The organism is Loktanella agnita (assembly GCF_046640325.1).
GTDB classification, from domain to species: domain Bacteria; phylum Pseudomonadota; class Alphaproteobacteria; order Rhodobacterales; family Rhodobacteraceae; genus Yoonia; species Yoonia agnita.
On sequence record NZ_JBJMBF010000003.1, the window covers coordinates 1 to 13,548 of the forward strand.

15 protein-coding genes are annotated in these 13,548 nt (G+C 59.2%); 8 read left to right on the forward strand and 7 right to left on the reverse strand.

Translation table 11 applies throughout. The features are described from left to right. On the forward strand, nt 1–186 hold a 186-nt coding region (locus ACJ5NV_RS03710; RefSeq protein ID WP_411642281.1), incomplete at its 5' end, for a transposase. Between the two features lie 12 nt (nt 187–198). Here the strand turns inward: ACJ5NV_RS03710 and ACJ5NV_RS03715 are convergent. The 7 genes from ACJ5NV_RS03715 to ACJ5NV_RS03745 all read right to left on the reverse strand — a co-directional run bounded on the left by ACJ5NV_RS03715 (nt 199) and on the right by ACJ5NV_RS03745 (nt 6,480). Then, complete coding sequence (locus tag ACJ5NV_RS03715) at nt 199–999, reverse strand: endonuclease/exonuclease/phosphatase family protein (RefSeq protein ID WP_411642282.1); 801 nt, start codon at nt 997–999, stop codon at nt 199–201. Between the two features lie 317 nt (nt 1,000–1,316). Continuing rightward, nucleotides 1,317–1,868, reverse strand: a complete 552-nt coding sequence (locus ACJ5NV_RS03720) for a putative glycolipid-binding domain-containing protein (protein ID WP_411642283.1) — start codon at nt 1,866–1,868, stop codon at nt 1,317–1,319. A 192-nt stretch (nt 1,869–2,060) separates the two neighbouring features. Beyond that, a complete protein-coding gene (locus tag ACJ5NV_RS03725; RefSeq protein WP_411642284.1) occupies nt 2,061–2,564 on the reverse strand; it encodes a DUF6505 family protein in 504 nt (167 codons plus the stop codon). After that, nucleotides 2,561–3,229, reverse strand: a complete 669-nt coding sequence (locus tag ACJ5NV_RS03730; RefSeq protein WP_411642285.1) for a biotin/lipoate--protein ligase family protein — start codon at nt 3,227–3,229, stop codon at nt 2,561–2,563. Before ACJ5NV_RS03730 ends, ACJ5NV_RS03725 begins: the two co-directional genes overlap by 4 nt. After that, nucleotides 3,226–4,293 carry an Mrp/NBP35 family ATP-binding protein gene (locus ACJ5NV_RS03735; RefSeq protein ID WP_411642286.1) on the reverse strand — a complete coding sequence of 356 codons (1,068 nt, stop codon included), beginning with the start codon at nt 4,291–4,293 and terminating at the stop codon, nt 3,226–3,228. Before ACJ5NV_RS03735 ends, ACJ5NV_RS03730 begins: the two co-directional genes overlap by 4 nt. A 1-nt stretch (nt 4,294) precedes the next feature. Further along, entirely contained in the window at nt 4,295–4,489 is a 195-nt protein-coding gene (locus tag ACJ5NV_RS03740; RefSeq protein ID WP_411642287.1) for a DUF6494 family protein, read from the reverse strand. 23 nt (nt 4,490–4,512) lie between these two features. Beyond that, complete coding sequence (locus tag ACJ5NV_RS03745) at nt 4,513–6,480, reverse strand: 4Fe-4S binding protein (RefSeq protein ID WP_411642288.1); 1,968 nt, start codon at nt 6,478–6,480, stop codon at nt 4,513–4,515. Nucleotides 6,481–6,679: 199 nt separating this feature from the next. Between ACJ5NV_RS03745 and ACJ5NV_RS03750 the strand changes: the two genes are divergently transcribed. From ACJ5NV_RS03750 to ACJ5NV_RS03780, 7 genes are all read left to right on the forward strand, one after another. Further along, nucleotides 6,680–7,243, forward strand: a complete 564-nt coding sequence (locus ACJ5NV_RS03750; protein WP_411642289.1) for a DUF3305 domain-containing protein — start codon at nt 6,680–6,682, stop codon at nt 7,241–7,243. Further along, nucleotides 7,240–7,812, forward strand: a complete 573-nt coding sequence (locus tag ACJ5NV_RS03755; protein WP_411642290.1) for a DUF3306 domain-containing protein — start codon at nt 7,240–7,242, stop codon at nt 7,810–7,812. The genes ACJ5NV_RS03750 and ACJ5NV_RS03755 overlap by 4 nt, the downstream gene beginning before the upstream one ends. Further along, the gene (locus ACJ5NV_RS03760) at nt 7,809–8,420 is read left to right on the forward strand and encodes a TorD/DmsD family molecular chaperone (protein WP_411642291.1); all 612 of its coding nucleotides are present in this window, start codon (nt 7,809–7,811) and stop codon (nt 8,418–8,420) included. Before ACJ5NV_RS03755 ends, ACJ5NV_RS03760 begins: the two co-directional genes overlap by 4 nt. A 50-nt stretch (nt 8,421–8,470) precedes the next feature. Continuing rightward, nucleotides 8,471–8,656: a twin-arginine translocation signal domain-containing protein gene (locus tag ACJ5NV_RS03765; RefSeq protein WP_411642292.1), complete on the forward strand. Its 186-nt coding sequence runs from the start codon at nt 8,471–8,473 to the stop codon at nt 8,654–8,656. A gap of 60 nt (nt 8,657–8,716) precedes the next feature. Continuing rightward, nucleotides 8,717–11,677: a formate dehydrogenase subunit alpha gene (locus tag ACJ5NV_RS03770; RefSeq protein WP_411642293.1), complete on the forward strand. Its 2,961-nt coding sequence runs from the start codon at nt 8,717–8,719 to the stop codon at nt 11,675–11,677. Nucleotides 11,678–11,689: 12 nt separating this feature from the next. Beyond that, entirely contained in the window at nt 11,690–12,283 is a 594-nt protein-coding gene (gene fdh3B, locus ACJ5NV_RS03775) for a formate dehydrogenase FDH3 subunit beta (protein ID WP_411642294.1), read from the forward strand. A gap of 63 nt (nt 12,284–12,346) precedes the next feature. After that, nucleotides 12,347–13,537, forward strand: a complete 1,191-nt coding sequence (locus ACJ5NV_RS03780) for a formate dehydrogenase subunit gamma (protein WP_411642295.1) — start codon at nt 12,347–12,349, stop codon at nt 13,535–13,537. Nucleotides 13,538–13,548: the final 11 nt, after the last annotated feature.

A 13,548-nucleotide genomic window follows, 5' to 3' on the forward strand; every position in this document is an offset into this window, starting at 1 on the left:
CTTCCACCCTACAGCCCCGATCTCAACCCGATCGAAATGGCATTCTCAAAACTGAAAACCCTGATCAGGAAAGCTGCCGCACGAACGTACGATCAACTTTGGGCCGCCGTAGGGAAGGTCTGCGACCTTTTCTCAGACGAAGAGTGCTACAACTACTTCAAGGCCGCAGGATATGAGGGCCATTGAGTGCAACATGCTCTAGATGGTAAGGACGAGCGGGCAATGGTCTGAAACCTCCGGATCGTAAACTACGTCAAAATGCTTCACTGCATTGGTATCATTGATCAGCATGTAGTCGGCAAACTTACCCGGCTTTTTATATTGAGAGTTTCGTGTGGTCTTGAACCCGCGTCCAGTCACGAGCTCGACCAGCCCAGCATCGGCCAAGATACGAAGCGTCTCGCTTTCTGGTTCAACGTTGAAGTCACCGCAAATTACCACCACATCCTCTGGCTCAGACACGTGCTGCGAGAGGTCGAGCAATCGTCGCGCCTGCTGTGTACGTTCAGGTGTATCCATCTTTCCCTTCAGATCACGCAAACCATGCATATGCGTAATGCTGATGGAATGATTGGAATCGTAATCGTACACGCGCACGCCATGGGCACTTCGAGAACGAGGGTGTTCACCGTAGCCAACTGGCGAGAAAGTCTTGTGGACGAAACCCTGAACCTGACCAATTATCGGCACGGATTTATGCACAAAAGTTGCCAACCCCCATTGTGACGGGATCGACTGTTCCCCATCCCACAAGACACCCTGCGCAGCCGGACAGAAAACAGCGACGTGATCCGGTAGCGCTCTCGCCACATCGCAGAAGAAGTTTGCGCGTTGCGGCAGGATGTGGTCCCCGTCACGGTAGGTCAGCCACTCCTTATCTGAGGCTGGGCTATGGACAACCTCTTGTAAGCATAGAATTTCAGGAGTGGCCGTCTGGAGAAAGAGGAGCAGGTCTTCGTGGAGCTTCCCACCCCAACCATTCAAGCACATAATGTCCATAGAGGTTCCCTTTTCTCCATCCCAACCTGACATTCTCTGCATCACAGAAAAACTGCAAGATGGGCTCTTCGCGGCCATTAGATCGGTTGCAGCATCACGGTGTATATGCACAAACCGCGTTGTCACGGACGGCCCATACCGGTCACTCGTCTAGGTGCCTTGTTGCTGCGGTCGCAGCCCGCATAGCGGACATTCATGCAGAGCGCAGCATTTCGGGTCGATTGGATGACTGCAGCGCGGTACGGAGCCACCGTTCAGCGGGTCTTTGGGAAGGTCCGCTCTTAGCAATCGTTTCGGTTTCGAAGTGCTCATTAGGCCTAAGTTGACACTGTCTCCCAAAGTCTAGGGTAAACTTGAACGAAGCCAAATCCATCGACGGCCAAATCTGCTTCGTACCCACTATCGACCGAAGTGTACCTATAGGTATTCTCGTTCAACCGCTCATATCGTTGCTTCAGCGGTTTGAACGTCCAAGTTTCGTCATCCAACCAGACAGCGGCAAACTCTGCATGATCTCCAATCCTCAGCTCAAGTCGCTTGATCGCATTCGTGTTCGTGGCCGGCGTAAATCCCAGATCGATATCGACCAATGAGTCTACGGCACTCACAACTTTTCCATTCGAGGTCCAGGTGCCGTCGTCTTGTCGCGAAAGAGCAAGATCAAGTTTATCAGCGCCAACCCAACGCTCGACGGTAGCGGCGCGACACTCCCAATTGTCGTTGCATGTTACGGAATAGGCTATTCGTGTCGGAGAATTCTCGCCAGCGTAAACGGCCATGCCAGAGACTAAGCGAGAAGTCCCGTTGTCGATAACCGAACAGGCTTCTGTGCCTACGGCATCAATTCGCCGCCACATGGTACTTCGCATCAATGTCTCCGACTATCGTTGTTGCGTTGCACATAAATAGCAGACTTTCGTTCGTGGCGCAGCATTGGGCATTTGGGGCTCGAAGCTATCATTGCGGGAGATTGGTTTCGTGTGCTTTGCCACGCAACAGATATGGAAGAGGTCAACCAGACCACCGGTGGCGATTGTTCAGTTTCGGGGCTGATCCAGCTCCTAATGCCCGTGCGGCTCTTCATCCAGTGATCCGTGGATTGCGAATTGGTCCAGTCCTGCCTCTTGCGGTGGGATGATCCGGTAGCTTTCGCGTACCCCGGCTTCTGTCAGTTCGCGGCTGACCATCAGCAGCGTGTTGGCCGTCTGGTCGGCGCAGAGCGCGGACATCTGTTGGATTTCTTCGGCCGCCACATCCCGTGCCGCGTCGACTGATGGTGCGCCGTAGTGGCTGACAAAATGTGCCGCCAGCGCCTCTGTCAGCGCGTCGATCTCTGCGGGTTCTGCTTTGGTGATCGCCACGACCGTCACCCGCCCGAAGGTTTCCAGCCCCAGCCAGCCGTTGGTGAAGGCTTGCCGTGCTTTGCCTGACAGGTCAGCCTCGGACCAGTTGGAAAATTCAAAGCCGCCGGAGATGCACCATTCGCCGGTGCGTGCGGGTGTGTGAAAGATATTCATGTCGCTTTCGTCGAAATGGATCGCGCGGGCGAGATAGTGATCGGTCATGCGGGCTCCAACAAAGTGGTCAGCGGGGTGAGTGTGGTGCCATCGTCGCTGCGGCGCAACAGGCCGAAGCGGTCGTCGGCACCTACAAAATCGTCGAGCTTTTGCAGCAGGCCGATCCATTCGGCGTGCAGCGCGGCAGGGCCTGCATCTGTCCAGCGGCTGATCCAGAGCAGGCTGTGCCGCGCCCAGGCCTCAAGCAGGTCAGTCGCGGTGATATCGCCGCAGCCTTCGGCATGCAGCGCGGTTTGCCCCGGTGTGTCCCCCGGTGTTTCGCTGGCAGGCCAAAGCGGCACTCTCAGCCCCACCACCAGCCAGTCGGGAATGGCCGTGGGGTCAGCGGTTGAGGCCCGCACTTGCAGCCCGCCGCAGTGCGCGCCGTTCACGATAATGCGCCCCTCCCAGCCTAGATGCACCGCGACTTCGGGCGGGGCGATGGCGCCAAGCGCGTTTTGGAACCCGACGGCGCAAGCGGGCAGCATGGACATGGCGTCAGCCAGCGGCACATCGGGGGCGAGGATGAGTGCGGCGCGCATCGGGTCGCTGCCCAGATGATGCACGATAACCCCGGCATCGCAGCCATCATGCGCCATGGTCACAGCGACGCTGAGCGGGTCATCGACGGTGGCCTGCCCTTGTAGCAGGGGTGGAAAGACTGGCCCGTTCATCCTTTGCCGTCAGCGATCAACTGCCGGGCAAGACTACGAAAGGCCTGCGCCTGCGCGCTGTCGGGTTTCGATACCACAACCGGCGCGCCGCCATCGGCTGCAAGCCGGATGTCCAGATGCAGCGGCAGTTCGGCCAGCAAAGGCACGCCCAGTTTTGCCGCCTCTTTCGCGACGCCGCCATGGCCGAAAGTGTGTTCCTCGTGCCCGCAGTTGGAACAGATATGCGTGCTCATATTTTCGACCATGCCGATGATCGGCGTGCCCAACTGGTTGAACATGTCGATCCCTTTGCGCGCATCAAGCAGCGCCACGTCTTGTGGAGTCGAGACGATGATCGCGCCGGTCAGTTCGGCCTTTTGCGCCAGCGTCATCTGCACGTCCCCGGTGCCGGGGGGCAGGTCGACGAGCAGCACGTCCAGCGCGCCCCATTGCACCTGGCTGAGCATTTGCTGCAAAGCGCCCATCAGCATTGGCCCGCGCCAGACAACTGCCTGATCTTCGTTTGTCATCAACCCGATCGACATCATTGTGACGCCATGATTACGCATTGGCAGGATCGTCTTGCCATCGGGCGAGGCTGGTCGCCCGGACACGCCCAGCATGCGCGGCTGCGAGGGGCCATAGACATCTGCATCCAGCAGCCCGACCCGCCGCCCTTCGGCGGCCAGCGCGCAGGCGAGGTTGGCAGACACGGTTGATTTGCCCACGCCGCCCTTGCCGGACGCGATGGCGATGATCCGGTCGATGCCGGGGATTTTCTGCGGCCCTTTGGGTTCCGCGCTGCGCTGCGGTTTCAGGTCCGGCGGTGCGGCGGGGCTGCTATGGGCCGTCATGATTGCCGACACGCTGCCAATACCGGGCAGTGCTTTCAGCGCGGCCTCTGCGGCGGCGCGCACCGGTTCCATTTGCGCGGCGGCAGAGCCCGGCACCTCGAACACAAAGCGTATGTTGCCTTCATCGACATGCAGCGCCCGGACAAGTCCGGCGCTCATGATGTCATCGCCCGAAACAGGGTCGTTAATCGTCTTCAGGGTCGCGATGACCACGTCACGTGTGATGGTCAAATCAGCTGTCCTGCCCGGTGATCTTGCCGGTCACCTCATGTTCGAGCCCCAGTTCGGGGATACTGAGCACCATCTTGGCGTCAAAGCTTTTCCCAGCGGCACCATTAGCGCGCATCGCTTCTTCGATGGCTTGCTGCGAGGTGACGCCGACCTGTTTGAGAAACTTGCGCATGGACATGTTGAAATCGTCGCTCATCTTCTTTTCCTTAGCTGAATGGCTTAGTGATCCCGGCGTTTTGACAGGTAGTCATCGGTGGTTCTGACGCGGGGCCGTGCGCCGCCGGTGAAGGGGTTGTTGTCAGAATGATATTGCGCCTGAATCCTGCAATTGTCGCACATCTGGATCATCCGCGCGGCCTGTGGATTGGCGAACATCGCATGTTTGCCTGCAAGCTTTTCGGTGATCTTTTCAATCGTGGATTTCACCCCGAACAGGCTGCCGCATTCTACGCAGGCAAAGGGTTCTTCTTCGTGCAGCACAACCTCTGACAGGGCCTGATCGCTTAGGTTCAGGCGCGGTGCCAGCGTGATCGCTTTTTCCGGGCAGATATTGGCGCATAGCCCGCATTGCAGGCAGGCGTCTTCCTGAAAACGCAGTTGCGGCATGTCTTCGTTATCTGTCAGCGCACCGGACGGGCAGAGCGAGACACAAGACAGGCACAGCGTGCAGGCCTCGGCATCCACAAGGACGGCACCATAAGGCGCGGTATCCGGCAGGGGGATCAGCGCATCGGCGGCGAGTGCCTTGCCCGCAGTGCGGGTGATCTGGCGACGTGTCCCGATCGCAAGAATAGGCGTCGCCACGGCGTCCATCACGGGCGCATCATAGAGTGCATCGGACAGTTGATCCGGATCGGCGAGATCGTGCAGCGTGATCTTTGGCCCGCCGATGGCTGTGGCCAGTTCCGCCTCGCGGTGCAACGTGTCCCGGTCAGAGGTGGGGGAGAGCAGGATATCGAGGGCGGCGAAGCCTGCGCCCAATCCGGCGAGCATTTCCGCGTGGCCGAAGCCTGCCAGTGCTGTGACTGCAAGGGGAATGACGTCGGCTGGCAGCCCGCGCCCGAACCTCGCGGCCAAGCGCAGCATCTCGGTCCCGTGTGCATCGTCGTGGACCAGCAGGCGGGGATTGCTGCCGCCTGCCTTGCGATAGGTTTCCGCCAGCGTTTGAATGCGTCGGAACAGGTGGCTGACGGGCGGTGCGTCATAGGTGATCGCCTCTGACGGGCAGAGCGCGGCGCAGGCCCCGCAGCCTGCGCAGATCAGCGGGTCGATGGCCACATGATCCCCGGCAGATGTGATTGCGCCGGTCGGGCAGGCGTTCAGACAGTTGGAGCACGCGGGCTTTTCGGCGCGGGAATGGGCGCAGAGCGCTTCTTCGAGACGGACATAAAGCGGCTTTTCGAATGTGCCGACCAATTGTGCCGCAGCAAAGACCGCAGCGGATACCGATGGCGCATGTTTCGGGTCTGCCCGCAGATAGCCGTCACGCTTTTCCGGGGCCGGGAACAGCGGGGTGCCCCCGGTCAAATCAAGGATCACGTCACATTGCGATCTGGCATTGTCGCGCGGGGCGGTGAAAGACAGCGCGCCGCGCCCGGATGGGTCGACCTCTTGCACCGCATCAAGCTGCATTTCGAAATGGCCCAATGTGCCCGTGGCGCGGATCAGCCGCCCCCGGATGATGTCATAGGCGTCGGTCACTGGCGGCTCTGTCGCATCCGACAGCAGCAGTGTGACGCTAAGCGTGTCCGACAGTCTTTGCGCGGCGTCCAGCGCCACCTCGCCATCGCCAATAATCAGACAAATCCCATCAGAGGTAATGTCGCGCACCTTTGGCTCTACCAGAGGCAGCAATGCGTCCGCAGCAAGTGCGGCCATCTTGGGACCTTTTGACGCGGTGTCCTCGGACCAGCCCGCGCGGTCACGCAGATCGACGAAATCAGGCGTTACCGCTTTGATTTCATGGGCAAGGTCTTCGAAACGGCGCCGTTCTTGCTGGCAGGCGATGATTACATCGCCGCCGGTCATCGCTGCGGCGGCATGATCTGTTTCGCGGGTACATAGGGCCGTATGCACAGGGGAACACGCCATGCCTGTTGCCGCTGTGATGCTGTCAGCATCAATCACCTGACTGCCGGAACAGTCACATAAAATCAGTTTTTTAGGGTGATTTTGCCCGTTCGGCATGCTCTTCCTCCACGGCGTTTGTGCTGTGCCGTCGGGCAACCTTAGCCGCTGGCAGAGGTGCGGGCAAACCGGAAAAAAAAGATAGGGAAATTGCTGCGGTGCGGCAGAGTTACCCACCAAAAAGTGCTTTGACTGGCGCGCATTTTAGTACAGCATACAACCATATACAGACCGGCGACGTAGCGCTTTGGGAGGAGCAATGGTCAACAATCCGCATCAAGATCAATCCATGCCGGTCGGCGTGGTGGTACGCCGCAGTCCCGGGGTGACCCGTTGGGCGGCGTGGTCGTGGAAAGCGGTGTCTGTATTACCCGGTGCTGCGCCGGCCAATTGGCGGTTGCTGCGCGAAGAGGGCGGCGTGGCCGAGTTTCACGCCGCCACACCGGTGCTTCAACTGCATCCTGCCGACAGTGAGGCGTATCTGGTCACCCTGTCTGATAAGACCCCGGCGGTCTATGTGGTGATGCGCCAGACTGGCGTGGCTGACAGGCCGCTGCAGGTGTTGCTTGTCACTGCCTCACCCTATGAAGCGCAGGATTACATGGATAATGGCGAGGATGTCGTAGAAAAGCTGCCAATGCCCAGCGGGCTGGTGGGCTGGATTAGCGATTTCGTGAATGCCCATTACGAAGAAGAGATCTTCGTCAAGCGCCGCCGTGACCGCAAGCATGTTGATCTGGTCGAAGACGGCGTGGGCGATGCGCGAATCGCGCAGATGACGGATGTTTACCGTGCGCCCGGTCGTAAGGAGCCTGCCGCATGAACAAACCGCAGACCGATTTCTGGTCGCGCCGCAAAGCGCGTGTCGCCGAAGAGGCCGCTGCACCGGTCGAGGCGCAGATGCCGGAAGCGGAGCCGATGTCAGACGCGGACATCCTTGCTGCGCTCGATTTGCCTGATCCTGATACGATTGCTTTGGGTGACGATATCAAGGGCTTCATGGACAAGGCTGTGCCTGCTCATCTCCGTCGTCGCGCATTGCGTACCCTTTGGCGGACGAACCCGGTGCTGGCCAATCTGGATGGGCTGGTCGATTACGCGGATGATTACACCGATGCTGCGACAGTGAAGACTGACATGCAGACCGCCTATCAGGTCGGCAAGGGCATGCTGGCCCATGTGCAGGAAATGGCGCGCCAAGCCGAGGCGCTGACCGCCGCCGGGCCTGAAGAGATCACAGAGGAAGAGGCGCTGCCCGTGACCGAGGTCGAAACCCCAGAGATACCGGATCATGCGGAGCGGGCTGTCGCGGTGGCAGAGCAATCCCCAGCCCCACGCGCCCGCATGCGGATCAGCTATGGCGCAGACACTCAAAGCGAGGCCCCGGTATGAGCGTTGCCGCCGATACGATCGCAGTCAGCGCAGAGGACCGGCTGCGCGCCGATCTTTATAACTACCTTGGTCTGATGCTGTCCGGGCCGCCGGATGATATGCTGCTTGGCCAGACGGCGGCGCTTGACGGGGACGACAGCGAATTGGGCCGCGCGGTGGCGCAACTGGCCCGTGTTGCCGGGGCGATGCAGCCGAAAACGATCACGCGCGAATTCAATGCGCTGTTCATCGGGCTGGGCCGGGGAGAGCTGTTGCCTTTTGCCAGCTATTACCTGACCGGGTTTCTGAACGAAAAACCGCTGGCAAGCCTGCGCACGGATATGCAACGGCGCGGCATTGCCCGCGATCCGAATGTGTTCGAGCCAGAGGATAACATCGCGTCGCTGATGGAGATGATGGGCGGGCTGATCGTGGGGCGCTTTGCTGCGCCACCTGCGCCGCTCGACGAACAAAAAGCGTTTTTCAACAAACACGTGGGCGTATGGGCAGGTCATTTCTTTGCTGATCTGGAAGCGGCCAAAAATGCGGTGTTCTATGCATCCGTAGGAACGGTGGGGCGCTTGTTCATGGAGATCGAACGCGAAGCGTTTCGAATGATTGCGGCATGATCCGCGTGGAAGATAGCGGCGGTTTCGCCGCGTGTGAAAGGAAGGCTTAAATGGCACAGGGTAAGGAAGACGGCACAAGCCGTCGCGATTTTCTGAAACTCGGGGCGGCCGCACCGGCAATGGTTGCGGCGACCGCGTCCGGCGCAGCGGCAGAGCCCGCGCAGGTCGACCTGAATGCAAACAAGATACAAGACACCGCCCATACACGCGCCTATCTGGCCAGCGCCCGCTTCTAAGGGCTTTTAACCACACACCCAGCGAGTCCGGGCAAGCCGGCGCCAGCAAGGGAGAACGATATGTTACGCAAAAAGACCAATGGTGTTGCGCGCCGCGCCGGGATTGAGACCCAGTCGACCAAAGGCACCATGGATCGCCGCAGCTTCCTGCGCGGCTCTGGATTGACCATCGGCGGGCTGACCGCCATCGCCGCAACGGGCGGCACCGTCACTGCCGCAAATGCGCAAGAGGCCGTGAATAGCGCGGTCAAAACCGTCAAATCTGTCTGCACCCATTGTTCTGTCGGCTGTACGGTGATTGCCGAGGTCGATAACGGCGTCTGGACCGGGCAAGAGCCGGGCTGGGACAGCCCATTCAATCTGGGCTCGCATTGTGCCAAAGGGGCCTCTGTCCGCGAGCACGCCCATGGCGAGCGCCGCCTGCGTTATCCGATGAAGCGCGAAAACGGCGAATGGGTCCGGATCAGCTGGGATCAGGCGATCAATGAGATCGGCGATCAAATGATGTCGATCCGCGAAGAAAGCGGCCCGGACAGTGTTTATTGGCTGGGGTCGGCTAAGCATAATAACGAACAGGCCTATCTGTTCCGCAAGTTTGCCGCCTATTGGGGCACCAACAACGTCGACCACCAAGCCCGGATTTGCCACTCGACCACTGTGGCGGGTGTTGCGAACACATGGGGCTATGGCGCCATGACGAACAGCTACAATGACATCCACAAATCCAAGGCGATTTTCATCATTGGCGGCAACCCGGCAGAGGCGCATCCGGTGTCGCTGCTGCATGTGCTGAAAGCCAAGGAAGAAAACAACGCGCCGCTGATCGTCTGTGATCCGCGCTTTACCCGCACTGCGGCCCATGCTGATGAATATGTGCGCTTCCGTCCCGGCAGCGATGTGGCGCTGGTTTGGGGTATTCTTTGGCATATCTTTGAAAACGGTTGGGAGGATGAGGAATTCATCCGCACCCGTGTCTGGGGTATGGACCAGATCCGCGACGAAGTGAAAAAGTGGGACCCCGAAGAGGTTGAGCGCGTCACCGGCACACCCGGATCGCAGCTAGAGCGGGTCGCCCGCACGCTGGCCAATAACCGACCCGGCACCGTGATCTGGTGTATGGGCGGCACGCAGCACACCAACGGCAACAACAACACCCGCGCGTATTGCATCTTGCAACTGGCGCTGGGGAACATGGGCACCGCTGGCGGGGGCACCAATATTTTCCGGGGCCACGACAACGTGCAAGGGGCGACCGATCTGGGCGTTCTGGCGGATACGCTGCCGGGGTATTACGGCTTGTCGGATGGCGCCTGGGCCCATTGGGCGCGTGTCTGGGAAGAGGATATTGACTGGCTCAAGGGGCGCTTTTCAGAGGCCGCATTCGGCGATACGTCGATGATGAACCTGAACGGGATCCCGGTCAGCCGCTGGATTGATGGGGTTCTGGAAGATAGCGAAAATATCGACCAGCCTGACAACACCCGCGCGATGGTGCTTTGGGGCCATGCGCCGAACAGTCAGACCCGTCAGAAGGAAATGAAAACGGCGATGGAAAAGCTCGACCTGATGGTCGTGGTGGACCCTTATCCGACAGTCTCGGCCGTGTTGCAGGACCGGACAGATGGTGTCTATCTGCTGCCCGCCTGTACGCAGTTCGAAACGCGCGGATCGGTCACGGCCTCGAACCGGTCACTGCAGTGGCGTGACAAAGTGGTTGAACCACTGTTCGAATCTCTGCCGGATCACACGATCATCGCGAAGTTTTCCGAAAAATTCGGGTTCCACGACAAGATTTTCCGCAACATCGCCATCGATGATGGGGGAGAGCCGAATGTAGAGGATATCACCCGCGAATTTAACCGTGGCATGTGGACCATTGGCTATACCGGTCAAAGCCCGGAGCGCATGAAAATGCATATGGCCAATCAGCATACCTTTGACAAGACATCGCTGCGCGCTGTTGGCGGGCCTGCTGATGGTGATTATTACGGGCTGCCGTGGCCCAGCTGGGGCACTGCCGAAATGAACCACCCCGGTACGGCGAACCTATACGACATGTCGCTGCCTGTGGCCGAAGGCGGCCTGACATTCCGTGCCCGCTTTGGCGTGGAACGCGATGGTGACAATCTGCTGGCCGAGGGCGTCTATAGCGTTGGGTCCGAGATCGAGGATGGCTATCCCGAATTCACCATGCAGATGCTGATTGATCTTGGCTGGGATGGTGATCTGACGCCTTATGAGCGTGCGGTGATTGAATGGGTGTCCGGCTTCCGCGACACGCGGCCCGGCACCGAGGAGGTGGGGGAAACCTCGCAAACAGGGGAAATCCCGTCGGATTACAGCGACAAGGTTGGCGGCGTGAACTGGAAGACCGACCTGTCGGGCGGTATCCAGCGTGTGGCCATTGCCCATGGCTGTGCCCCCTTTGGCAACGCCAAAGCCCGCGCTGTGGTCTGGACATTCCCCGATCCAGTGCCGCTGCATCGCGAACCGCTATACAGCAATCGCCGTGATTTGGTGGCGGATTACCCGACCTACGACGACCGGAAATTCTGGCGGGTGCCGACGCTTTACAAGTCGATCCAGGAAAATGACTTTTCCGAGGATTATCCGATCATCCTCACCTCTGGTCGCTTGGTCGAATATGAAGGCGGCGGGGATGAAACCCGCTCCAACCCGTGGCTGGCCGAATTGCAGCAAGATATGTTCGTCGAGATCAACACCCGTGACGCTAATAATCTTGGGGTACGCGAAGGCGCTGATGTCTGGGTCGAAGGGCCCGAAGGTGGCAAGGTCAAGGTAAAGGCGATGATTACGGAACGGGTCGGGGCCGGCGTCGCCTTTATGCCCTTCCACTTTGGTGGGCATCTCGAAGGCGTGGATTTGCGGGATAAATACCCCGACGGCGCGGACCCTTATGTTTTGGGCGAAAGCACCAACACCGCGCAGACCTATGGCTATGATTCAGTGACCCAGATGCAAGAGACCAAAGCGACTCTTTGCAAAATCTGGACAGCGTAAGGAGACAAGAAGATGGCAAGAGCAAAGTTCCTCTGCGACGCTGAACGCTGCATCGAATGCAACGCCTGTGTCACGGCCTGTAAAAACGAGCATGAGGTCCCTTGGGGGATCAACCGCCGCAAGGTTGTCACTATAAATGACGGGAAACCGGGCGAGCGGTCGATTTCGGTCGCCTGTATGCATTGTTCCGATGCACCTTGCATGGCGGTCTGCCCGGTCGATTGCTTTTATCAAAGCGAAGACGGCATCGTTTTGCATTCTAAGGATCTGTGCATCGGCTGCGGGTACTGTTTTTACGCTTGCCCCTTTGGCGCGCCGCAATACCCGCAGGCGGGCAATTTCGGATCACGCGGCAAGATGGATAAATGCACCTTCTGTGCTGGTGGGCCCGAAGAAAACCACTCTGCCGCGGAATTCGCCAAATACGGGCGCAACCGGATCGCAGAAGGCAAGCTGCCAATCTGTGCCGAAATGTGTTCGACCAAGGCGCTTTTGGCTGGTGACGGGGACGAAGTGTCCAGCATCTACCGCGAACGCGTGGTCGCCCGCGGCTTTGGCTCCGGTGCCTGGGGCTGGGGAACCGCCTACGACCAGAAGGGCGGCTAAACCCGCAATGGCGGGCGGCTGATGCTGCCCGCGATACGTGTCAGAATGACCAAGGAGCAGGCCATGATTCGTGCCATTTTTGTGATGTGTTTTGCGTGTTTCCTTGGGACAGCGGCACAGGCGCAAGAGGTTGCCCCACCCGACCGCACGGCAACGGGTGGTGCCCAGACGCTTGAAGATATCATGGCGCGCCAGCAGCAGCTGGAAATTGACGAAAGTTTCCGCAGCGACGCGCTTGGCGATCCGGATGCGGCGGCACCCGCCACGGACCCATTGGGTACGCGCGGCGGTGTGTCTGACGCTGAAATCTGGCGCGCGCTGCGCTATGATGCGGCGGATGTGACAACGCAGTCCCGTGGTGCTGCCAGCGATGTTCTTATTCAGGATAGCGGCATGTGGTGGCTGCAGTTCCGCGAAGGGCCGCTGGCGACCTATGGGGCGTATTTGCTGGGCGGAACGATTGCGCTTTTGGCGCTGTTCTATCTGATCCGGGGGCGTATCCGGATTGATGGCGAAAAGACAGGGCGGACGCTCACCCGGTTCAAGGCGATTGAACGGTTCGGACATTGGCTGATGGCAGGCTCATTCGTGCTGCTGGCGCTGACCGGTCTGATCAGCCTGTTTGGGCGCAAGGTGATGATTCCGCTGTTCGGACACGACAGCTTTGCCACGCTGGCGCTGGCGACGAAGTGGATCCACAATAATGTATCATGGGCCTTTATGCTGGGTCTGATCATGATCTTCTTTATGTGGGTGCTCGAAAATATCCCCAATCGGACGGACCTGAAATGGATCGCCGTGGGCGGGGGTCTGTTCAAGAAGGGCGTGCACCCGCCTGCAAAGAAATTCAACGCGGGTCAAAAGGTGATTTTCTGGTCGGTGATCCTGCTGGGCGGGTCAATCTCGCTATCTGGCCTGTCGCTGCTTTTCCCGTTCGAACTGCCGATGTTTGGCAAGACCTTTGCGCTGATGAACGATACCGGGCTGCCCGCAATACTGGGCTTTGGCGTGCTGGAAAGCAATCTGACGCCTCATGCCGAAATGCAATATGCGCAGCTTTGGCACGCGATTGTCAGTTTCCTGCTGATGGCTGTCATCATCGCCCATATCTATATCGGCTCTGTCGGGATGGAAGGCGCGTTTGATGCGATGGGATCGGGCGAGGTCGAAGAACAATGGGCCCGCGAACACCACAGCCTGTGGGTGGATGAGGTGAAGGAAAAAGAGACCTCTCACGCGACGCCCGCAGAATAGGAAGGATCAGC

What these genes read in the sequence shown, in the direction of transcription:
- ACJ5NV_RS03715 (WP_411642282.1), bottom strand. Translation starts at nt 999, where the DNA reads ATGGACATTATGTGCTTGAATGGTTGGGGTGGGAAGCTCCACGAAGAC.
- ACJ5NV_RS03720 (WP_411642283.1), bottom strand. Translation starts at nt 1,868, where the DNA reads ATGCGAAGTACCATGTGGCGGCGAATTGATGCCGTAGGCACAGAAGCC.
- ACJ5NV_RS03725 (WP_411642284.1), bottom strand. Translation starts at nt 2,564, where the DNA reads ATGACCGATCACTATCTCGCCCGCGCGATCCATTTCGACGAAAGCGAC.
- ACJ5NV_RS03730 (WP_411642285.1), bottom strand. Translation starts at nt 3,229, where the DNA reads ATGAACGGGCCAGTCTTTCCACCCCTGCTACAAGGGCAGGCCACCGTC.
- ACJ5NV_RS03740 (WP_411642287.1), bottom strand. Translation starts at nt 4,489, where the DNA reads ATGAGCGACGATTTCAACATGTCCATGCGCAAGTTTCTCAAACAGGTC.
- ACJ5NV_RS03745 (WP_411642288.1), bottom strand. Translation starts at nt 6,480, where the DNA reads ATGCCGAACGGGCAAAATCACCCTAAAAAACTGATTTTATGTGACTGT.
- ACJ5NV_RS03750 (WP_411642289.1), top strand. Translation starts at nt 6,680, where the DNA reads ATGGTCAACAATCCGCATCAAGATCAATCCATGCCGGTCGGCGTGGTG.
- ACJ5NV_RS03755 (WP_411642290.1), top strand. Translation starts at nt 7,240, where the DNA reads ATGAACAAACCGCAGACCGATTTCTGGTCGCGCCGCAAAGCGCGTGTC.
- ACJ5NV_RS03760 (WP_411642291.1), top strand. Translation starts at nt 7,809, where the DNA reads ATGAGCGTTGCCGCCGATACGATCGCAGTCAGCGCAGAGGACCGGCTG.
- ACJ5NV_RS03765 (WP_411642292.1), top strand. Translation starts at nt 8,471, where the DNA reads ATGGCACAGGGTAAGGAAGACGGCACAAGCCGTCGCGATTTTCTGAAA.
- ACJ5NV_RS03770 (WP_411642293.1), top strand. Translation starts at nt 8,717, where the DNA reads ATGTTACGCAAAAAGACCAATGGTGTTGCGCGCCGCGCCGGGATTGAG.
- fdh3B (WP_411642294.1), top strand. Translation starts at nt 11,690, where the DNA reads ATGGCAAGAGCAAAGTTCCTCTGCGACGCTGAACGCTGCATCGAATGC.
- ACJ5NV_RS03780 (WP_411642295.1), top strand. Translation starts at nt 12,347, where the DNA reads ATGATTCGTGCCATTTTTGTGATGTGTTTTGCGTGTTTCCTTGGGACA.